The 21,306-nt window shown below is 35.8% G+C and carries 21 protein-coding genes and 1 pseudogene; 5 read left to right on the top strand and 17 right to left on the bottom strand.

Annotation, left to right across the window (positions count from 1 at the left end):
• Positions 1 to 102: 102 nt before the first annotated feature.
• From ABID46_RS10270 to ABID46_RS10245, 6 genes are all read right to left on the bottom strand, one after another.
• Positions 103 to 1,419: a hypothetical protein gene (locus ABID46_RS10270; RefSeq protein WP_354509748.1), complete on the bottom strand. Its 1,317-nt coding sequence runs from the start codon at positions 1,417 to 1,419 to the stop codon at positions 103 to 105.
• 9 nt (positions 1,420 to 1,428) lie between these two features.
• Positions 1,429 to 2,091: a hypothetical protein gene (locus tag ABID46_RS10265; protein ID WP_354509746.1), complete on the bottom strand. Its 663-nt coding sequence runs from the start codon at positions 2,089 to 2,091 to the stop codon at positions 1,429 to 1,431.
• 17 nt (positions 2,092 to 2,108) lie between these two features.
• Complete coding sequence (locus tag ABID46_RS10260) at positions 2,109 to 2,741, bottom strand: DUF6935 domain-containing protein (RefSeq protein ID WP_354509744.1); 633 nt, start codon at positions 2,739 to 2,741, stop codon at positions 2,109 to 2,111.
• 131 nt (positions 2,742 to 2,872) lie between these two features.
• Complete coding sequence (locus ABID46_RS10255; protein WP_354509742.1) at positions 2,873 to 3,799, bottom strand: hypothetical protein; 927 nt, start codon at positions 3,797 to 3,799, stop codon at positions 2,873 to 2,875.
• Positions 3,799 to 5,217, bottom strand: coding sequence for a hypothetical protein (locus tag ABID46_RS10250; RefSeq protein ID WP_354509740.1), 1,419 nt, complete (start codon positions 5,215 to 5,217; stop codon positions 3,799 to 3,801). The genes ABID46_RS10255 and ABID46_RS10250 overlap by 1 nt, the downstream gene beginning before the upstream one ends.
• Before the next feature lie 103 nt (positions 5,218 to 5,320).
• Positions 5,321 to 5,917 carry a PsbP-related protein gene (locus ABID46_RS10245; RefSeq protein WP_354509738.1) on the bottom strand — a complete coding sequence of 199 codons (597 nt, stop codon included), beginning with the start codon at positions 5,915 to 5,917 and terminating at the stop codon, positions 5,321 to 5,323.
• A gap of 288 nt (positions 5,918 to 6,205) precedes the next feature.
• Between ABID46_RS10245 and ABID46_RS10240 the strand changes: the two genes are divergently transcribed.
• A complete protein-coding gene (locus tag ABID46_RS10240; protein ID WP_354509808.1) occupies positions 6,206 to 6,403 on the top strand; it encodes a hypothetical protein in 198 nt (65 codons plus the stop codon).
• Here the strand turns inward: ABID46_RS10240 and ABID46_RS10235 are convergent.
• The 3 genes and pseudogenes from ABID46_RS10235 to ABID46_RS10225 form a co-directional block, all read right to left on the bottom strand.
• A pseudogene (locus tag ABID46_RS10235) lies at positions 6,392 to 6,961 on the bottom strand (transposase family protein); the annotation flags it as partial. The gene ABID46_RS10240 and the pseudogene ABID46_RS10235 overlap by 12 nt on opposite strands.
• Before the next feature lie 431 nt (positions 6,962 to 7,392).
• Positions 7,393 to 8,001 carry a hypothetical protein gene (locus ABID46_RS10230; RefSeq protein WP_354509736.1) on the bottom strand — a complete coding sequence of 203 codons (609 nt, stop codon included), beginning with the start codon at positions 7,999 to 8,001 and terminating at the stop codon, positions 7,393 to 7,395.
• A 298-nt stretch (positions 8,002 to 8,299) separates the two neighbouring features.
• Entirely contained in the window at positions 8,300 to 8,746 is a 447-nt protein-coding gene (locus tag ABID46_RS10225; protein ID WP_354509734.1) for a KTSC domain-containing protein, read from the bottom strand.
• A 156-nt stretch (positions 8,747 to 8,902) separates the two neighbouring features.
• Here ABID46_RS10225 and ABID46_RS10220 point away from each other — a divergent pair, with 156 nt between their 5' ends.
• The 3 genes from ABID46_RS10220 (at position 8,903) to ABID46_RS10210 (ending at position 12,017) form a co-directional block, all read left to right on the top strand.
• Positions 8,903 to 10,318, top strand: coding sequence for an L-serine ammonia-lyase (locus tag ABID46_RS10220; RefSeq protein WP_354509732.1), 1,416 nt, complete (start codon positions 8,903 to 8,905; stop codon positions 10,316 to 10,318).
• Positions 10,319 to 10,585: 267 nt separating this feature from the next.
• Positions 10,586 to 11,263, top strand: a complete 678-nt coding sequence (locus ABID46_RS10215) for a TIGR02117 family protein (RefSeq protein ID WP_354509730.1) — start codon at positions 10,586 to 10,588, stop codon at positions 11,261 to 11,263.
• 37 nt (positions 11,264 to 11,300) lie between these two features.
• A complete protein-coding gene (locus tag ABID46_RS10210; protein ID WP_354509728.1) occupies positions 11,301 to 12,017 on the top strand; it encodes an AAA family ATPase in 717 nt (238 codons plus the stop codon).
• A 36-nt stretch (positions 12,018 to 12,053) separates the two neighbouring features.
• Here ABID46_RS10210 and ABID46_RS10205 read toward each other — a convergent pair whose 3' ends face one another.
• Both ABID46_RS10205 and ABID46_RS10200 read right to left on the bottom strand, forming a co-directional pair.
• On the bottom strand, positions 12,054 to 12,431 hold the full coding sequence (locus ABID46_RS10205; RefSeq protein WP_354509726.1) for a GreA/GreB family elongation factor: 378 nt from the start codon (positions 12,429 to 12,431) through the stop codon (positions 12,054 to 12,056).
• Between the two features lie 327 nt (positions 12,432 to 12,758).
• Complete coding sequence (locus ABID46_RS10200; protein WP_354509724.1) at positions 12,759 to 13,430, bottom strand: HAD family hydrolase; 672 nt, start codon at positions 13,428 to 13,430, stop codon at positions 12,759 to 12,761.
• Between the two features lie 105 nt (positions 13,431 to 13,535).
• Between ABID46_RS10200 and ABID46_RS10195 the strand changes: the two genes are divergently transcribed.
• On the top strand, positions 13,536 to 13,904 hold the full coding sequence (locus tag ABID46_RS10195; RefSeq protein ID WP_354509798.1) for a DUF5763 domain-containing protein: 369 nt from the start codon (positions 13,536 to 13,538) through the stop codon (positions 13,902 to 13,904).
• Here ABID46_RS10195 and ABID46_RS10190 read toward each other — a convergent pair.
• The 6 genes from ABID46_RS10190 to ABID46_RS10165 all read right to left on the bottom strand — a co-directional run bounded on the left by ABID46_RS10190 (position 13,901) and on the right by ABID46_RS10165 (position 21,193).
• A complete protein-coding gene (locus tag ABID46_RS10190; protein ID WP_354509722.1) occupies positions 13,901 to 14,659 on the bottom strand; it encodes an isocitrate lyase/PEP mutase family protein in 759 nt (252 codons plus the stop codon). The genes ABID46_RS10195 and ABID46_RS10190 overlap by 4 nt on opposite strands.
• 132 nt (positions 14,660 to 14,791) lie before the next feature.
• On the bottom strand, positions 14,792 to 16,486 hold the full coding sequence (locus tag ABID46_RS10185; protein WP_354509720.1) for a glycoside hydrolase family 10-like protein: 1,695 nt from the start codon (positions 16,484 to 16,486) through the stop codon (positions 14,792 to 14,794).
• 135 nt (positions 16,487 to 16,621) lie between these two features.
• Positions 16,622 to 18,193: a M20/M25/M40 family metallo-hydrolase gene (locus ABID46_RS10180; protein WP_354509718.1), complete on the bottom strand. Its 1,572-nt coding sequence runs from the start codon at positions 18,191 to 18,193 to the stop codon at positions 16,622 to 16,624.
• 117 nt (positions 18,194 to 18,310) lie between these two features.
• Positions 18,311 to 18,745: an META domain-containing protein gene (locus ABID46_RS10175; protein ID WP_354509716.1), complete on the bottom strand. Its 435-nt coding sequence runs from the start codon at positions 18,743 to 18,745 to the stop codon at positions 18,311 to 18,313.
• A gap of 58 nt (positions 18,746 to 18,803) precedes the next feature.
• Positions 18,804 to 20,270 (bottom strand): dicarboxylate/amino acid:cation symporter, encoded by a 1,467-nt coding sequence (locus ABID46_RS10170; protein WP_354509714.1) that lies wholly within the window; start codon positions 20,268 to 20,270, stop codon positions 18,804 to 18,806.
• 119 nt (positions 20,271 to 20,389) lie between these two features.
• Positions 20,390 to 21,193: a cobalamin-binding protein gene (locus tag ABID46_RS10165; RefSeq protein WP_354509712.1), complete on the bottom strand. Its 804-nt coding sequence runs from the start codon at positions 21,191 to 21,193 to the stop codon at positions 20,390 to 20,392.
• Between the last annotated feature and the right edge of the window lie 113 nt (positions 21,194 to 21,306).

Raw genomic sequence — 21,306 nt, 5'->3', positions numbered from 1 at the left:
ATGCGGTATCTGCTCTTTGAAATTTATAGACTAAAGTATCTTGGGTGTTATCTTCCCATTGAACTATATCTCTAAATTGGGATTTAAATTTTTGGAATAAGCTCATGATTGGATACTATTTAAAAATGTTTCATATTGCCAGTGCTCAGCAATGGAATGTTTATAATATTGATCATTCTCGGTTTCATTCATTAAAATTTGCCACGTGTCTTTTCCATGTTTTTGAATAAACCACTCTTTATAGGCTAATTGAGAAAAAGACTCACCGGGTTTATAATATCTTTTGGCTTCGAAAATGGCCTGATTTTTTTGGATAATTTCATTGGGTAAAAATTGATTCGGATTACAATTCGGAAATACATCTTGAATTAAATGGATTACCAATTCTTGAGAAAATTCAATTCTATTATCTTGAATCGCATGAATAAAGGTTTCATGAGCAAAAATGTCATAAAAATCCATGTCAAAATTTTCCTTTAATTGACGAATTTCTTGTTGAAGGGTCCCGGGTCCGGTGTGTTTAGTAAATTCTATCGCTTCTTTTCTATTGTCCATAGAAGGAATTATAACCCATGGTTCAACATATGGTGCACGAGAAGTTTGAGATGCGGCCCAATAGGATAAATTCAGTAAGATACTAGTCCATTTTTCTGTAATTGCCTGCCATTGCGATATGAAAGGCTGAAATTCGTGTTCTATACGTTTTCTATCCAATTCAATGTCAATAGATTCTGGATAACCCAATGGAGCTTTTTCAGATAATGTTAAATAGGATTCCCAAATTTTTTGGCTGCGGTTTATATGATAGGGTGAAAGGTTTTGAATTTTTGCCAATTCATATTCTTCTGCATAATTTTCCTTTATGATCGTACTTCCTTCTATGGCTTTATCTAGTCCTATTTCAATTTGTATCCGTAAATAAGTAGGATAATTTTCAGAAGACATTCCTAATTCGATTAAGTTATGGATGTCTTTTTTTATTCTATCCGTTTGGTGAAATTGTTCAATGGCTAATTTTTGAAGAATGTCTTTTCTTTTTTCTGAATCTACTGTACTATTTTGAATTTTTTTAAGGGCTACTTGTTGTTGTTCTTCAATAGATTGTAATGAATTACGTAGGGCATCCAGGTTTTGATTGAGAAGCCTTCTGTCATTTTCTTCAATCGATTGCCCTGAAGGAGCCGTATAGCTTTCTGCTAAAAAATCTGCATAGGCTAGGCTAAATTTCATAAATAAATCTTCTTGTAATAAAGCGCCTTGAAAAGAGGCAATATCCGTATGGATGTTACCTAAATATTCCATTCGATCCAAATATGTTTGCATTTCTTCAAACTTGGTATTAACCTTATTTTTTGATTTACATTCTTGAAATAAATCTCTATAAATTTGAAGAGTACTATCTTTAATTGAAGTATCCATTTAGTATAATTATTGCAGGTTTTTGAGTTGCTGAATTCTTTTTTCTAAAACTAAATCGGGTAGAGAAATATGCTTTCTATGTCTTTTCTCCCATAGAATATTCCAGTTGAAATTGAATTCAGGATAGTATTTTCTAGCTTCAATACGTTCCCATTCTAAGGAATCCAATATATCCTTTTTTAGGGTTTTGGCGAGCTCGTGTAGTTCACTTTCGTATCTGGATGAAGCTTTAGCATTTTCGTAAATTTCAATTTCTTCTAGCTTGCTTAGAATTTTTAAAAAGTGAATTCTATGCAATTGATCTTCTCCAAATTTTAGGTTAATGACTTGCTCTTTTTCTGCATGAATACCCATGAGCTCCATGGGGGCAATGGAATGGGTTTGTTCTTGGATATAATCAAATAACTCTTGATAACCATCAGCAAGCAGGTTTTCATCAATTGATGAGTAAAATTGCGCTTTATAGCTTGCCATATCTAGAGCTTGTGCTATCCCGGTTGCTTGTGCTAATTCCTGAAAACCCGTAGGTGGATGATTGAGGTCTTCACATGATGCCATTGCATCCGAAAGATTTTGTTCAGCTTGCGCTAATCTTTGGAAATGCGGATGATATAGATATCTTTTTGCTCGGGTTTGATAATAAATCTTATAATCTTCTAATATCCTTTGCATTTTTGCTCTGTGTAAGTTTAAAAATCGCCATCTTCAGCACCTCTAGATTTTAGTACTGGTGTTTTTATACCGGTGAAAATGCTTGAATATTCAAATGCTTTCCACACACCAGCATCATTTTTTTTGCAAGTTATAGGTCGTGCTGTGTCAACTCCAGATGATTGTATGTATACTTTCACTGTTCCGTCACCTCCATCCGTTGATCTTTCAATTTGAAAAGTATACGGCGGATTACCAACTTCGTAGCCATTAGAAAGCGAACTTCCTTTCACATACGAATAGGGAATGTATTTTTTGTCTTTTATTTGATTGATTGAAAAATTTGCTGAATGTGCTAAATCAAATCCCTTGTATGCCAATTCGGATTGAGAAGGCGATAATCCATTTTTATCGGTCGCAATAATAACCCAATGTCTACCCATTTGATTATTTTCAACGAGCTTTATGGAAGCCAACAGGAATATTGCAGCAGCACCTTCAGGAGTCGTTGCAAATTGATTTCTTAATTGTATGAATTCTTCTGTAGAAGAAGGCATTTTGTCAATGGTAATGGTTTTTGCGAATCCTAAGTTTCTAGGAAGGTTAGGGTTCTGTTCAAATTTTTGAACTTCTTTAACCGCTTTATTTAAAAAATTGAATAATTTGTTCATGATGGAATATGTAATTGATTTACTCAAATATATTATCCTTAAGGGTTGTAATCCTATTTGAGTTAGTTTAGTGAGTGAACACTTAAATTTTTCTAACGAACCCTTGAAAATGCTCTAGATTCAATGGTATATTAAAACAGTTCCTGAGTCGTTTTTATACCTTCTTTAAATAAATCAAGTTTATTAGTTAAATAATCCAATTCAATTCGGTCATAAATTGGCGGGATTAATTCTTTTCCTAATACATTATAAACACCTTTTTTGCCTTCTTCATTTTCTATTAAAAGTGCACCTCTAAAAAGAGTTCGTAATCTATTTCCAGCGAGTCTAGCAGTTTCGTTTTTCTTTTCATCATAAATCACCCAAGCACCATCTTTTTGAATAGCAAAAAAACCGCTATAAATATGTTGAATAGGGTCTTTTGTATAAGGTAAAATGGTGTCTTGATTCTGCATGTCAAATACTGTCCAGTAAAATTCTGCATCAATAAGAATGGCATGTGGTGGTTCTGTAATGGTAATAGAATTTAAATTTTTCCCATTAATTAGTGGAAATCCTTCTGGAGAATAAATATGTTTTTTACCATCTAAAGTATGTACTAAGGAATAAGGTAGAAGATGTTTATCGATAATTTGAATGTAATCTACATTTTCTAATAATATCTCACCATCTTTATTAATTAAATACGATATGCTATCTTTCTTTATGATGCCTAGTTGGGCTTCCCAAGCATTTTGTAAAATCTCATATTTACCCAAATTTTCGGGTGCAGCTACTTCTGTTGTTTTAAATACATGAAACTCTTCCTGGTCTTTCCATGAAAATTGAAATCCGTGTTTGTTGTAAATATCGTGTATTTGGGTTTTTATATTTTCTTCCACGACACCACAAGCGTATAGATATACTCGGTATTTGTGTTTAATGTTAGCGATATCTTCTCGTTCAATAGCTTTTTTAAGTTCTTCTTTATAAATAGGGCAATATTTACCTTCTGTGGACTTACCTAAAGAAGTATTGTATATCATCATGGCTATTAGAGTATAGATTATGTTTTTCATTATAGACTAGTTTTTTTTCCTTTCATATCAGTTATAAATTCTTCAGATCCCTTCTTCACTTGCAAACAGCCTCCAAGTTGGTTTTTGAATGCTATTTCATCATATTCCATTGGTAAAATCTCTTCACCAAAAACAGTGTAAATGCCCAGTTTTTTGTCGTCATTTGCTGCTTTAATGTATAGCGTTGCACCATCATGAAGTTCTGCGATGTTGGTTGCTTGAATACGGCTTAGGGTTTGATTGTTTTCATCACTAATTATGAATTCGTTCTCGTTTTTCCAATATAGAATGCCAGGTCTTAATTGACGTATACGTTCATTTTGATAAGGAATTAATTCTTTACCAGTAGTGTAGTCAATAACTCCGTATAATTTGTTTTTTCTAACTATTGCATAGGGAGTTTGATTGATATTAATGCTAGAATATTCTTTTGATGAAAGTATCACCTTTCCCTTTAAATCTATAATATCGCGATTATCATCATGATCTTCTACTATAAAATAGGGTACGTCGTTTTTGACGATTTCAAAAATGTAAAAGCCATTGTCGAAAAGTGTTTTTAAAGATTTATCAACCAGTTTTTGGTTACTTTCCTTCTGAATAATTAGAGTTTCTGAAACCGGATTCAAAATCACTTGGCTCAAGCCACGTTCTAAAGGTTTTCCATGGGAATCATAAATGGTTTTATTCCTATCGTAATCCTCTGTTTGAAGGTCAGTAACGACAATATATGAATGTTTATCCTCGAAATTGATAAGAGTAGCTTCTCCAATTTCGTCTATAATTTTTCGAACTCTAACGTTGGTTTGATCAACGGGTTCTATTTTGTACACCCAAGTTCTATTTTCTTGATTGGATACAAATAATCCGTTTCCTCCGTATTCAAGAGGTAAATTTTGTCCGTCGTGTGATATCAAAATGGCATTTTGATCTATATGTATCACCTTGTCTCCGCCGTATTGATGAATCCAAGCAGCATGTAATCCAGGAATAAAATGCGGTTCTAATGGTAAATCATCTAAATCCAATTGTAAACTTTTCAAAAAATCTTGAACTGTTGTGTATTTTGTACGAATGGGATGATTTTGTTCTAATTGATCGAATGTTATAGGATCCAAATTAGAATTCGCTATAGATTCAGTATAGCCTACAACGCGATAGGTTAAATCTGGATTCATTTGAAGTTGATATCCTTTTGAACCAAAAGCCTCTGAGACTTGATTGGTTTCAAATAAACTGACATCGCATATACTTAATAATTTGTAATAGGTATAATCTATTCCAGAGAGATATCCGTTTTTAACGGCTTGATAAAATTGTTCCTTTAATGCGTCACAATAATTTGATTTTTGAGCATGTGTAGTAGATGAAATGATCATAAAGAAAAGAGTTATTAGAAATGGAATTCGTTTTTTCATGGCCTTATAAAACTAAAACACTACCAAATGCACCGTCTTAAATAAACCATGAGACAGGCACTTGGTAGTTAGAATTTGAAATGAATGCTAATCAGAAAGTATTTTATTTCGCTTTAATATTTAAGCTTTTCAATACACTCAATAAATCTTCACTTTGAATATGTGCACGATATACACCATCTTTTACAGGGAGCATACCGTTAATTTCATATCCTTTAACTTCTGAACCTGTAGGTAATAGAATGTTAGTTTGGTGGGTATATTCATCAGATCTACCAAACTCAAAGTAAAATCCTGTTTCACCCGATTGAGTTGTAAACGTTTCTTGTCTAAGAACCTCGTAATTGTCTGGATTGTTATATTCTAAAAATTCTTCTAAGCTTGCTTTTCCTAACGTGAATGCAAATGGCTCATCGATAGAAAAATTGAAAATTTCTTCACCGATAGAGTTTAATAATCGGTATCCAGTTGCATTATTGAAATTAGATTCAATAGTAATGGTTTTAACTTCCCAATCTGAAGGGTATTCAAAACTTAAGTGGTTGTCTTCGTATTTTTTCATTCCGTTTGCTGTTGTTTCTGTTGAGTTATTGGTATTATCAGTTGCAGAGTTTGCAGAATCATTTCCTGACCCAGCATTATTGCAGCTAAATAAAGTCATTGCTCCTAGGCAAATCATCATTATTAAATTCTTTTTCATCTGTTTGAATTTTAAAGTTTTGTATTGTGTTTATTTCTGTTTATTTCAATTGTTGAGTCAAATGTAAAGGTAGGATCGTAGGTATTTTTAAATTCTTTGAATAATTGAGTAAACAGATGAATTTTTCGAGTAAAATGGGGTTCTCTTTAGATGGTTTTGTTAAGGCGAAATAGAAAATTGCTATTCTAAAGCCTAATTACGGCTTCTCTTAAGGATGGATGAGGTATAATTGCATTCTTTGTGTTCTTTCTTGAAAAAGTGTAATTTGACCAATTATAAGCCTTTATAATGAAAAACATATTAACCAAATCTCGCTTTAAAATGGGGTTTGAATGCTCGAATAAACTATTCTTTTCTATTCAATCGGATTACCCCAACTCAAAAATTGATGACCCCTTTTTAGAAGCTCTAGCTCAAGGTGGTTTTCAAGTGGAAGAATTGGCAAGAGCTTATTATCCTCAAGGGAAATTTTTTTATGTCCTTTAGAAAGTGGATATTGTGAACTGATGCAGGACTTATGTCCACGCTTTGAAAAACTCCACTTACAGAACATACTGCGCGAAGTTTGTATCCATAAAAAGACATTTGCTGCGAGGCACAGAAACCTCTGTTTGGAAAACAATAATCTTGCTCTTTGCATATCTTAGAACGTGAACTTCTTGCTATCTTACATATTTCCAGCGGCATACTGTCCACAATAAAACAATCTTCAAACTCATTAAATTGTTGTGCTAATTTCAGACGAATTTCAGACGAATTTCATTGATTTCAAAAGCCAATTTCCTTTTTCTACGGTTGTAAACACTGCGTTCTATTTTAGTTTTGAGTGAAGTAGGGAGATTTCTAAACAAATGATTTTTACTGTCAATCCCCATAAATTCTGCTGTCAGAGCTAAACTTATCAATTCTAAATCTTTCATTTGAGGAGATCTCCTTTGGTAACTCAAAAGTGTATCAGATGATATTTTTCTCAATACTTCCAAAATTGACTACGTCGAACCACTCCGTTAGGTTTCTTTCGTAATTTGCAATTAAGTTGTTCATTGTAAATGTTTTATGACTAAAACAATTTACTGATTTTCAATCAGATGAACAACTTTTTTATCCTAATTCATAATGCACAACGGGTCTTGATTAATAAATTGCAAAACCCTGCTTTTGTAAGTGGGGTTTTGGTTTTTAGGTTTAGTATTAAATGTTAATTTTTTCATTTTGTTGCGATTCGTTAGGGTTTCTAAGTGATGAGTTGTGTGATCGTATCGAGGAGTTAGGTAATCGTATCGAGGAGTTGAGTAATCGTAGCGATTTGTTAAAATTTATTTCATAAAAAAAACTCCTTTGAGTAAAGGAGTTTGGGGTGTTATTTGACACTGTCCAAAATGACACTGTCCAAAATTTTGTGTAAAGATATTTCAGATGGGTTTGACTTTTTATAGTTGAACCCTTTTTTAGGAATAAGCTATTTTATTTAGAAATCATTTTCTTTTTAGTTTTCTAAAAAGTTCCAAAATGTTTGGAGAAGGTTTTTCTTCATTTAACTCCTTTAAATATTGCAAAGCAATTTGATTTCCTAAATGATTGAAGCTTGGGTGTTTTAGATATATAATTTTATTTCTCTCTATTTCTTTGAAAGATTTTAAGAATTGTATAGATAGGGTGTTTTTTATATTTCCAAATAGGATGATTTCTACATTAGGATTTGTCTCGCATATATCTAAAACTAATTGAGCGTTTGCTTGAATGTCTTTGTTTATTTCTTTTGAAAGTTTGTGAGAGTTGGATTTTAATATGGTTTCAAGTTCCCCGGTATTGGGTGTGAAATAGTTTGATTTGTTTAGGACAAGGTATTTGAGATTTGATTTTTTGAGGTTCTTCTTGATAAGTTTGATAATAGGTTTTGTTCCACCATTGAAGAATTTGTTTTTTAGCGCTTCTTTTTTACCTGGATTGTCACCTATTAAGATTACATCAATTTCATCTTGAGTTTTTTTCCATTTTTTATTATAGACAAAAATGTTGAAATCATATTCTTTTCCATATTTGGATTGTAAGTTTTTAACTCTATCGAATTGCGCTTTAATCATTTCATTAAATTTTGATGAATTTAAGATTTATCAATCAATTCTACTTAGAATTATTTATAACCTATCTCGTGTGAGGGATAGTAGTGGAAACCCCGCAGACGACGAAGTAGGTGAGGAGTTGTAACGGATAGCCCGACCGCGTCTCGTCCTAAAACGAGACGGGGGCACACCCAAATAGATTTTGTTAGGGATTGCTTCTTTAGATTGCTTCTCCCGATAGTTATCGGGATCGCAATGACAAAGGGATCGCAATGACAAAGGGATCGCAATGACAAAGGGATCGCAATGACATCAACAATTAAACTTCTGTCGTACTCATCGCTTTTCTATGCAAAAACTTCCCATAGATATGACGTTTCGCAAATCTCCCCACCGAATCAGCATTCACCATCTTCACATAGGTATTTTGCGGCACACCCAAATATTCGTACTGAATACCATTCTGATGGATAATCACCAAGACCTTCTTTTCAAAATAAAAATCCTTGATCAACGAATTGGTGATCGTATCTTGGTATTCCTCGCTATTCTTTTCGTGGGTTTCCTTGTTGATGCTTGTCAAGAAATGATAGGCCTCAATGATTCCTTTGCTTTTTTCTTCGGCAGCCAATTTCCCTTCCTCATCGTCAATAAACCGATCGGGATGCGTTTCTTTCATCAGATTTCGGTAAATGGTTTTCAAGTCTTTCAAGCTTGCGTCTTTGGTAACGCCTAGTAATCTACGGTAATTGCCCACTCTATTCATAAAAATTCAAATCGCTCAATTAGTTAGCGTATTTGCGGGTGCAAAATTAGTGCTATTAATTTTACATACCGCCCCATCATTCAAAGCAAATTGAAATTCTTCACTTGCAATCTCGGTAGATTTACACTAATTTCACACGTTCAATTCGAGTCAAAGATGGAGTCTATAAGTGTTTTTGAAATTATCAAAGTAGGGATTGGTCCTTCGAGTTCGCATACGATGGGACCTTGGAATGCAGCAGAAATGTTCTTAAATCAAATTCAACGCGAACGTAGTTTGGATGAGGTAGAGGAAGTTTTTGTGGAATTCTTTGGTTCACTGGCGAAGACTGGGATCGGTCACGGAACCGATATCGCAGGTATGTTGGGGCTTTCGGGCGAAAATTTCAAAGAAATCGATACGACCAAAATCGACGAGAAAGTCGCTATGATCAAAGATTCTCAACGCATGAATCTTGGTGGACAGAAAGAAATCCCATTCATTTATGGTCATCACTTGATTTTGAACAAACAAGTCACGCTTCCTTTTCATCCGAATGGGATGATTTTCAAAGCAAAGTTTACCGATGGTTCCATGATCGAACAAGATTATTATTCGGTAGGAGGCGGATTTGTCGCAACCCAAGAAGAAGTAGGCATCGATACCATTTGTGTCAGAACTTTGTATCCTTGTCACCATGGAAGTCAAGTCTTGCATTATACCGAAAAATTAGGAATAGGATTTTCGGATTTGGTCTATCTCAACGAAGAATCTTGGAGAACCAAAGAAGAAACCGATGCCGAAGCCTTAGCGATTTGGAAACACATCAAAGAATGTATCTACAAAGGAGTTAACAAGGAAGGAATTCTTCCTGGCGGATTACAAGTTTCGCGTAGAGCGGCTGGTTTGAACCGAAAATTGCTCGGAGATAAAACCTATCAAACTATTGACGAATGGTACCAAATGGTCGTTGAAACAGAAGGCTCATTTACACTCATCAACAAATGGGTTGCCTGTTTTGCGCTTGCTGTCAACGAAGAAAATGCAAGTTTCGGTCGTATCATCACTGCACCCACCAATGGAGCAAGTGGTGTTATTCCAGCGGTTTTGATGTATTCGCAAGCCTTTACCGAATTCACTGGCGATGATAAGATCATCCGTTTCTTATTGGTTGCAGGCGAAATTGGAACTTTGTTCAAGAAAAATGCAACCATTTCAGCAGCGATGGGCGGATGCCAAGCAGAAGTAGGAGTTTCATCAGCCATGGCAGCAGCAGGTTTAACCGAAATCATGGGTGGAACACCTGCGCAAGTTTTGATGGCTGCTGAAATTGCGATGGAACATCATTTAGGATTGACTTGTGATCCCATTGCAGGTTTGGTGCAAATTCCTTGCATCGAACGAAATTCCATGGGTGCAATCAAAGCAATTACCGCTGCGCATATTGCGCTTGAAAGTGATCCCTCCAAAGCAAGAGTTTCGCTTGATCAAGTGATTCAATCCATGTGGGAAACCGCACAAAGCATGAGCGACCGCTTCAAAGAAACTTCTGAAGGCGGATTGGCCATTGCGGTGAATATTGCAGAGTGTTAATTTTGAAGTAGGAAGTAGGAAGTAGGAAGTAGGAAGAAGGAAGAAGGAAGTTGCCCTTCGACAAGCTCAGGAACCAATTTTAATGTTCCGAAACTACGTTTCTCCTCTTAATCTCAAATGCTCAGGAACCCCATTTAGTTTTCCGAAACTTCGATTCTCCTCTTAATGTTAAATGCTAAAGATGACAGAAAGTTAGAAGTAGGGAGTGCAATCAACAATCAACAATTAAAAATCATAAATTAGAATCACTAACTTAAATCGAACCCATTGAAAAAACTTGGCAAAAAAATATTTCGTGGATTTTTAGTTTTCATCGGACTTATTCTTTTATATGGAGTGGCAGTATTTGTCTTTCCCTTAATTCCAGTGAATGCGAACCAGGAAGATGCAGATGAAATCACTATTTATATTTTGACTAATGGTGTTCATACCGATATTGTATGTCCGATCAAAAACGACATCATGGATTGGACGACGCTTGTACCAACCAAACATACCAAATCCCAAAATTCCAATTTCAATTATGCGTCATTTGGTTGGGGTGATAAAGGATTTTATCTCGATACGCCCACTTGGGCCGATTTAAAGTTTAGAACAGCTTTTAATGCGGCTTTTTGGTTAGGAGAATCCGCCATGCATGTGACCTTTTATCGAAAGCCGGTTGAAAGTGAATCTTGTAAGAAATTGACCATTAGTAAGGAAAACTATCAGTTGTTGGTGAATTATATCAAAGATTCTTTTGATTATGAGAACGAGAAAACCGTTTTAATTCCTACCGATATGGTGTATGGCGACAATGATTCGTTTTACGATGCCAAACGAACTTATAATATTTTCTTTACCTGCAATACTTGGGCAAATTCGGCTTTGAAAGCTGCCAATCAGAAAGCTGCTTTGTGGACCGCGACCGATAAAGGGATTTTTCGACAGTATTCCACGAATTAAACCTAAATTTGTCGTTTTAAAATAGCTTTAGTTTTCCATGAACATATTTGATTTAGCGATTCAAGACATTGAAAAAGTTTCTCTCGATGAGGTGGTTTTAACACCCGAAAATAGAGCGTCTGTTGATCAATTGATACGTGAAAATCGCTATGCTGAACAATTGGCTGAATTGGGATTGCCCGTTAACAATAAGATTTTATTGGAAGGAAGTTCGGGCTGTGGAAAAACGATGACCGCCAAAGCCATTGCACAAAAATTGGACAAGAAGATCTATATTTTGAATTTGAGCAATGTAATTTCTTCTCGAATTGGGGAAACCTCACAACACCTCAAGCAAGTCTTTGACAAAGCAGCTAGGGAACATGCCGTTTTGTTTTTGGATGAATTTGACCATATCGGGAAATCAAGAGGTAGTGATGACAAAGAAGTAGGTGAGATGCGCCGTTTGGTTACCAATTTAATTCAATTGATCGATCGATTTCCCAACAAGGCTTTGTTGATTTGTGCAACGAACCATCAGGAAGTTTTGGATATTGCTTTGATGCGAAGGTTTCAACTACGCATTCATTACACTATGCCGTCAAATGATGTTTTAGACAACTATTACGATTCACTTTTGGCGAAATTCCCTCAAGAATTTACGTCTATTCAAAGAAAATATGGGATTTCTTTTGCAGAAGCGAAAGACGAATTATTTACGCAAATCAAATCCATTTTGCTGGCAGAATGGGAACAGCAGGAAAAATTAGACTAAAAAAAAAGTGGGATTGAATAATCCCACCAATTTGATTTAAAGCATTTCTACTTTTAGTATTTGAATTTCCTTGGTTCCTTCATCAAAAGGCCAGGAAATAGTTTCTCCTTGTTTATATCCGACGGTAGCAATTCCCATTTCCGACATAATGGAGTATTTTCCTTTTTTTCTTCTTTCCTTTCCGGTTGAAACAAAGTTATAGGTAGATTCTGTTTGGGTTTGTAAATCCTTGATGGTCACACGACGATTGACTGTTACAATATCATTTGGAAGATCTCTGCGTAATACTTGTTGCGCATGTTTTAACTCGTGGTTCAATCTTTCTTCTTGTTCTTTTGATACTTGTTTTCTTCTAATTTGTTCTTTGATCAAATCGTAAATTCCTGTTGTAACAATGATATTTTTTTCCATCATTTTTTTGGTTTTGTTTTGGAATTCAATCTGTAGCTTTTGGATGAGGCTCTCCCTATGAAACTATATTTCATAGGCAAAAGTGTCCAGCATTGAACTTCATAAAAATTAAGTATAAAAACCTGAAGTTTTCCCTGTCTAGAGCCCTGACAGGGACGAAGTGATAAATTCTTTTGAATCTTTGATAAATTTATCATCCAATCGATACGACAAGATTGTCATAGAATTATTGGAGTCTACTATGTTTATTGTCAAATTCATAATCGAAGTGCGACAAACATACAAAATACTTTAGATATGCCCCAATAGAAACCGCTGATTAACGTTCATTTAAGAATTGGTCAGAAAATAGGAGTGAAGCTTTTCGATTCTTAATTCTTCAAAATCATGAACGACGATATTGGCAAGCGAATATTCTTGTAAATGGGTATGCTCGCTCTTATATCCAGCACAAAATATTTCTGCTCGATGAGCGGCTAAAATTCCATTGGTGGAATCCTCGATGACCATACAGTTTGCATTTGGTTCATTGGCCATTTGAGCAGCCAATAGAAATATTTCGGGATGGGGTTTCGATGCTTTTAAATCAGCACCACTGATTTTCCCCATAAAATAAGAATCCAATTCAAATTTCTCGAAAACCATATCAATGGTAACTTGTGAAGCGGAAGAAGCGAGGATCAATTTGATTCCGTTTTCATGATAATGTTCAATCAATTTTCGAACTCCTGGAATAAGGTCAAAGTCGGGATCACCGAAGAATAATTCTTTGAAAACTTGTCTTTTTACGTTCATCATTTCCTCAATTGTTGTTTTCAACCCAAAAGAATCCATAACAGTTTGACAAACTTTTTTGGTAGCAGCACCTGCAAAACTAGCATAGAATTCTGCACTAACGTCGGCTCCAAAAGATTCAAACATTTGAAAGTAGGCTTTACGATGCAAGGGCTCGGTGTCCACAATGACACCATCCATATCAAACAATACGGCTTTTAAAGGCATATTCTAAGTTTTGATGTAAAGATAGAGGGAAAATCAATCTTCTAAACTTTCTAATTTTAATTTTTATATTTGCTCCTATCTACTAAGCTTAAAATCAATTGTTTGATGAAGGGAATGTTCTTGATTTCGTTTTTTCTATGCTTATCTATTTCGGCATTTGCTCAAATGGTATACAAAACGCCTTCGGGCGAAAAATACCATACTGCAACTTGTCGCTATGTGAAAAATGTATCGGAATCGATGAGTGTGGAACAAGCCAAAAAACGTGGTTTGAGTCCCTGTTCTCAATGCAAACCTTCCTCGGGTTCCAATGCTTCCACTAAATCCAATGGTTCACTTGGTATAAAATCAGGAGAAGCAAAAGGAGCCAATGCATTATCAACACAATGCAAAGGCACCACCAAAGCCGGTACAAGATGTAAGCATATAACCAAAAATGTCAATGGTTATTGCCATCAACATGAACCCAATTAACTGCCTAAAACTTTTTGGTAGTCCTTGGTTTTCATGAATTCTTGAAATATGCTTTCCGATTTTTTCATCAAAAGCTCATATTGTTTCGCTCCATGACTAATTCGTTTTACACCCATTTTGCCTAAATCCTCATAACTCGGTAATTTCGGAGTAGTGAAAACATTTAAGGGAAGTTTCACTTCCTGAACAAATAATTCTATGTCCAATTGGGTTTCAATCAAGGGAACAAAAACACCATCGGCTCCTGCTTTTTGGTAAATATGGGCTCGGCGAATGGATTCTTCCAAAGGTTCTTCGTGTTTGGTCGTGTAGGTGTCAATTCTTGCGTTGACAAATATTTTGCATTCATTTTTGATTGCCTTGATTTTTTCGGCCAATAATTCAGCATCGCCAAGAACACGTTTTCCATTGATCACTTGACCATCTTCTAAATTAATTCCCGCAGCACCTGCTTTGGATAGTTCCATGACAAAACTTGTGACATCCATGGGGTCATCTGAATAGCCCGATTCGAAATCGATGGAAACCGGAATGTTAACGCAGTCGATGATTCGTTCCACGACAAAAAGTAGTTCCTCGAAACTGATTTCTTCTCCGTCTTCGTAACCCATTGCATTGGCAATGGCATGACTTGAGGTGCCCAGCGCTTGAAAACCAGCTTTTTCTGCTAGTTTAGCGGAATGAGCATCCCAAACATTTCCTAATAACAAAGGTTGATCTTGCGCATGTAGCGCTTTGAATTGGTTGTAGCTCATAATTTTGATTTTTAAAAGACCTTAAGTTAGGCAATATTCAATTCCCATTCTGTTATATTTTGTTAAAACTTGAAAAAAAAGAGCCGAATTCTTCATGAAATCGGCTCAATTTTTATGTTTTTAAGCGAAAGTTTAAATTTCCACTGCGTGATATTCGCTTTCAAATCCATTTCGATCAATTGCTTGAATGGCAACTAATTTTAGTTTTTTATCGCCCTTGTTCAAATAAACATCTCGGTGCAATTTGTTTGATTCCAAAATAATGGTTTCCCATTGGTCTTCATATTGCAAGTACAAAACCCAATTTTTTATATCTTTATGGGTATAGGTACTCCAATCCAATGAAGCTGTCTGACCATTTTTTGCCAATGTAAATTCAGGTTTTGGAACGTTTAATTTCTTTAACCAATCTGATTTTGGTACCAAAGCTGGTTCGTTGTACAAACCATTCTTTAAAGCCGTTAATAGTTTCGGATTGTTTTGTAAACCTGCAATACTATAATGTACGACTCCTTGACTATTGGGAACCAATGAACGTGTCAATTCAATTTGTCGTTGGATTTCATTTGAACGATCGGAAACTTTCACTTCAACGGTGTTCAACCCCGGCCATAAATGACGTTTGAAGGTGTTTTCTGATTCCCACCATGATAATAATTTAGGGAAACTTTGGCGTGGTGCATCAATAGGCCAATACAATTGTGGCGTGAAATAATCCAACCATCCTTTGTTTAACCATAATTTTGCATCGGCATACAATTCATCGTATTGATTCAAGCCTGCAATTCCTTCTGGATAACCAGGTTTCCAAATTCCAAATGGACTGATTCCGAATTTCACGTAGTCTTTTTCTGCTTTGATTTCGTTGTAAATTCGTTCAATGAATTTGTTCACATTTTCACGACGCCAATCGGGTTTTGAAAGATGTCCTCCCTTTGCGATATACGCATTATAGGTTGCTTGATCTGGGAAATCTTTTCCATTATTGTAAGATGCATACGGATAAAAATAATCATCGAAATGGATTCCATCGATATCGTATCTTTTGACGATGTCCATCACAATCATGCTTGTATAATCTTGCGTTTCTTGTTTGGATGGGTCAAACCAATACATACCATTTTGCAATCTATACACCAAATCCGATTTCTTTTTCGCAATCGATTCATTGGTTACAGAACCACCATTGGTATGATGAGCACGATAAGGATTAATCCACACATGAAATTCAATTCCGCGTTCGTGAGCAGCTTTGATCCAAAATTCCATTGGATCGTAATAGGGTTCAGGTCGTTTGCCAATTTGTCCTGTTAAGAAAATAGACCAAGGTTCAAATGGGCTATCGTATAAGGCGTCTGCTGAAGGACGAGCTTGGAAAATGACCGCATTGAAATTGTTTTCTTTCAACATATCCAACAATGCGATAGCTTCTGCTTTTTGTTGTTCAGTCGATAATCCTCTTTTGGAAGGCCAATTGATATTGGCAACTGTTGCAATCCAAGCAGCACGAAATTCACGGTTTACCGCTGGTAAATTTACATGGATTTTTTTCGGCTTTTGTTCGTTTTTAACGACTTGAGGTTTTGTTGATTCCCTATTCTCGCTCAATTTTTCAGGAGTTGTAACGGGCTCTTTATCTTTTGTAGTTTCGACTAGAATAGGATCATTCTCTTTTGTTGTCTCAACTTCTTTTTGAGTAGTTGAAGTTGAACTAGCTTGCGGTTTTGCTTGAGAAGTTTGAGGTCCTCTTGGTCGAATGGTACATCCTATTAAAAAACTAAGAATAAAGGATGCTATGACAATCTTTTTTACGTAATTCATTTTCATATGAATGCAAAATTAAGTCGAATAATTGTAGTTTAATAACGTATTTTGGATGGAATAAAGTATTTGGGAATTAAAACTTTGTTAAAATAAAAATGGACCCTATAATGGGTCCATAATTTTGGATTTCTTTATGATTTATTTCACAAAATAATAATCATCTGAACGTTCCGCTTTTCTTGGTTCTGGCCAAGTAGTCGTGTTTCCATCTTTATCTAATGGCATTGCTCTTCTATCGCGGTTTACCAATTCTGCTTCCTGATCTGCCATATAAACCAAAGAAGCTGCTAAAATTGTATTGTATTCGATGTCATCAAAAACAATTTTGTCGTAGGAATCTCGGTTGGTGTGCCATGTGTAGCCACCATAACCCCAACTATGTGAACCCATCATAAAAGCAGGAACGCCGTGCGCTAAAAAGGAAGCATGATCCGATCCTCCAGAACTTGGATTTCCTGGATAGGTTGTTTCAATATGTTTCGTGATATAGTTGGGTGCTGCATATAGCCATCTTCCCATAAAATCATAGGCTTTTTCAAATCCACCACCGTTAATACGTACAATTCTCCCTGTTCCACTATCAAAATTGAATACGGCTTGGGTGTTTTTTACAATTTCTGGATGATCTTCTACAAAAGCACGAGATCCGTTTAATCCTTGTTCTTCACTTCCCCAAAGACAAACCAAAATGGTTCTTTGGTTGTTCGGATAATACTTTTGAATCATACGGGCAGCTTCCATTACCGTAATGACACCAGTTGCATTGTCACAAGCTCCTGTTGAGCCATCCCAAGAGTCAATATGAGCCGAAAGTATAATGTATTCGTTGGGTTTTGTTTTCCCTTTGATTTCTGCAATGGTATTGTAAGTTGGCAAAGTTCCTTTGGATTCCGATTTTACATCAATCGTTAATTTCGGCGCTTTTCCAGCTTGTGCCAATCGATACAAAGTGCCATAATCTTCGTTGGAAATATCGATCATGGGAATTGTTTTGGTTTTCGCACCAAAGATTCGATTGGCTCCCATAATTCCCGTCCAATAAGAAATTGCGACAGCAGAAGCTCCATTTTTTTCCAATTCCAAGGGTAAAGTATTATTGTTAAATCCTGTGAATTCCAAAGATTTCTTCCAAGCATCGGCAGCTTGCTTTTTTTCTTCTGTAATTTTGGCATAGGATTCCTCTGTTGCAAATTCTTTGTATTGATAATCAGATCTTCCATAATTTTGGAGCTGTGACATCAAAACGATTTTCCCTTTAACTTTGGGAAGCCAAGCTTTGAATTCTGCTTGCGATTGAAAAACGGGCATGGCAATTACTTCAGCGGTTATCGGCTTTTTGGTTGCGGGAGACCAAGCCAATTGAGTTGCATCCAATGATTTTACCCAAGGTGAAATCATGTCGATATGCGAAATTCCTCTTTCCCAATTGCGCCAAGTTCCAAATTGTTCATTTCTAGCTTGAATATTCCATTTCTGAAAAGTTGAAATTGCCCAATCATGACTTCTTTGTCCGCCAGTTGAACCCACTAACCTCGGACCCACTTGGTCCAAAAGTTCATGAGCCAATTGTTCCAATTGAGATCTTTGTTCGGTTTCTTGAACGAAATTTTCTATAATGGGTTTAAGTTGTTGGGAACTTTGTTGTTGAGCCTTTAGGCTCAAACTCATCGACAAAAATGCGATGCATGCAATTGAGGTAAATTTGTTCATGTGTGAATAATTAAGATTTTTAAAGATAAATAGAAAGTTTGATACATCAAAAATCAAATCCTATAAAAACAAAAAAAGCACCCTAAATAGGATGCTTTTGGTATATAAATTCATTTCTTATTTTGAATATTTCAGCAAAGTGTTTCCTTCAGCGTCCAAAAAGGATAATTGATCATTTACGATGCTATAGGTTTTGATTTGATCGAACATTTTCAAATATTCGGATTCTTTTACACCTGCACAATACATTTTGGTTGCACCCATTTTAGAAAAACTAACGGAATTCTGATTCGTCTGAAAACTACCAAACATTTGATTACAACCAGTGTTTCCAGTTAATTTTTTGGTGATTGCTTCCAATGTAAGCGTCGGTTTCTTTTCTGGGAATCCTTCATTGATGGTTGTTCCAGAGGATTCATGAATCTCTACCAATGTCCAATTTCCACTTAAATCTAAATTCAAAGTAGAATTTCCCGCTTCACCACCTTGCGTGGCACATGATTGAAAAAAGAACATTCCGATGATGGCTGTTAATGCAAAAATCTGTTTCATAACAAAATATTTTGTTGGGTTAACATTCAAAGGTTATGCCAATCAGATTTTTTAAATTTTAGGTAGTTTCGTTATTGGGTGCATCCAACTGTTCTACTTTACCATAATTCAAGGCTTTTTCTTGATCAAATTCACCTTCCCATTTCGCTACGACAACAGAAGCCAAACAGTTTCCGATTACGTTTACAGAGGTTCTTGCCATATCCATCAACTCATCAATACCCAAAATAGCAGCGATGATGATAACCGGTAAACCAAATTGATCGGCGGTCGCAATCAAAATAATCAAAGAAGCTCTCGGAACTGCTGCAACTCCTTTACTGGTAATCATTAAAGTCAAACAAATTAACAATTGTTGACCGATGGAAAGATCCATTCCTGCTGCCTGCGCCACAAAAATCGAAGCGAGCGAAAGGTACAAAGTCGTACCATCTAAATTGAAACTATATCCGGTTGGAACTACAAACGAAACAATTCGTCTCGGAACTCCGAAATCTTCCATGTTGCTCATAACTTTCGGCAATGCCGCATCTGAACTTGTGGTGGCAAATGCAATCGAAACAGGTTCTTTTAAGGCTTGAATGAATTTCCCAATTGGAACTTTCAAGAACAAAGCGATTGGTAATAAAACGAACAATAAGAAAACCAATAAGGCTCCATATAAGGTTAATAGAAGCATCATGAGGTTTTTCAAAATTTCAATTCCCATGGCTCCAACCGTATAGGCCATCGCGGCACCCACTCCAATTGGTGCAAAATACATGATCAAATTGGTGTATTTGAACATGGTTTCGGCCAAACTTTCCATGAGATCGACCAGCGGTTTTCGCTTTTTCTCTTCGACCATGGCGAGTCCAATACCAAACACTACGGCAAAAATTACAATTTGTAAAACCTTGTTTTCGTGGATGGATTTGATGATGTTTTCTGGGAAAATATCTCTGAAAAAGGCTGTGGTTTTGAAAATCCAATGCATGTTTTCAGGTAAGTGTTCTAATTCTAGCTTATCAGATGCTGAAACTGCTGCAGCTTTGTCAGGTAGTTCCATTTGAGGAACTTTGGACATGTCAACACCTTTTCCCGCTTGGGTTATATTGATTGCGGCTAATCCAATAAATAAGGCGATGGTCGTGGCACAATAGAAATACAATAGTGATTTCCAAGCCATACGACCCACTTGTTTCAAATCGGAATGACCTGCAATTCCATACACCAAAGTCGCAAAGAGAATTGGTCCTACAATGGTTTTGACGAGTCGAATGAATCCTTGACTTAAGGGATGCAGAGATTTCGCGAAATTCGGATAGTCAAATCCGACGACTGCACCTACCACAATACCAAATAAAATCCATGAAGTCAAAGATCTTTTTTTGATACAGTAAAATACAAAACTCGCTAGGGTTATCCATCTTGCAGCAAATAAAACGTCTGATGGAATGATGTTGAAAATATATTGTAATCCAACCAATACTGCCGTGATGGATAGTAATATCATCGGCAATATTACATGTAAACTTTTCTTCATGTGTCAACTGTTGAACGACAAAAATAGGGATTTGACTTTATTATACAAGTTTTCAATTTTTCGAATTTATGCCAATTGCAAGACTTAAGTTTAGGGGATTTCAGAAAATGAAAAGATTTTCAGGATGCTGATTGAAAATATTTTTTGAATATTTTTTGAATTTCTTTGATTCCGTCTGTTAAAGCGGCCGGACCTGGTTGTAAGATGATTTCGGATTTGATTTCGTACAATTGATTGGTTTGAACCGCTTTGATTTGATCCCAACCCGATCTGATTTTTACTTTTTCAGGTTTGAATTTTTTTCCGCACCAAGAGCCAATGATGATGTCTGGATTTTTTTCAATGACCAATTTCGGATCTAAAATTCGATCTTTTCCCAAGGATTCTTTTGCCAATTCTGGAAAGCATAATTCTCCTCCGCAAATTTCGATCAATTCGCTAACCCATTCAATAGAGGAAATCAAAGGTTCGTCCCATTCTTCAAAAAATACTTTAGGTCGAAATGGAAATTCTTTGGCTTTGGTTTGGGCTGAAAGTAAATTGGATTGATAGGAATTAACCAAATTTCGTCCCTTTTCTTCGCATCCGATAAGCGAACAAAATTGCAAAATCATGCTCAAGGTTTCTTCAAGACTTCGGTGATTGAAGATAAAAACATTAACACCATGTTTGATCAATTCTGCCGCGATATCTCGTTGCAAATCGGAATAGCCAAGAACCAAATCGGGATTGAGTGCCAAAATTTCGTCAAATTTTGCATCGAGAAACGTAGAAACAATGGGTTTTTCTTTTCGTGCTTGTTTGGGTCTTCTGGTGAAACCACTAATTCCTACCAAACGATGTTCTTCGTTTATTGCATACAAGATTTCGGTTCCTTCTTCGGTCAAACAAATAATTCGATTGGGAAATTTCGCTTCAAACATGTCGACAATTTAGGGCAAATTTTAAAAAGGAATAAAAAAATATTCGATCAAAAATAAATGAACATCGTTGATAAATTTCATGAATTAGATTCAAGAAAGCATTATGAATGTTT

It is taken from the genome of Moheibacter stercoris (assembly GCF_040545805.1).
GTDB lineage: Bacteria > Bacteroidota > Bacteroidia > Flavobacteriales > Weeksellaceae > Moheibacter > Moheibacter stercoris.
Note: the sequence above shows the minus strand (reverse complement) of the source record. Positions and strands in the feature narration are given on the sequence as shown.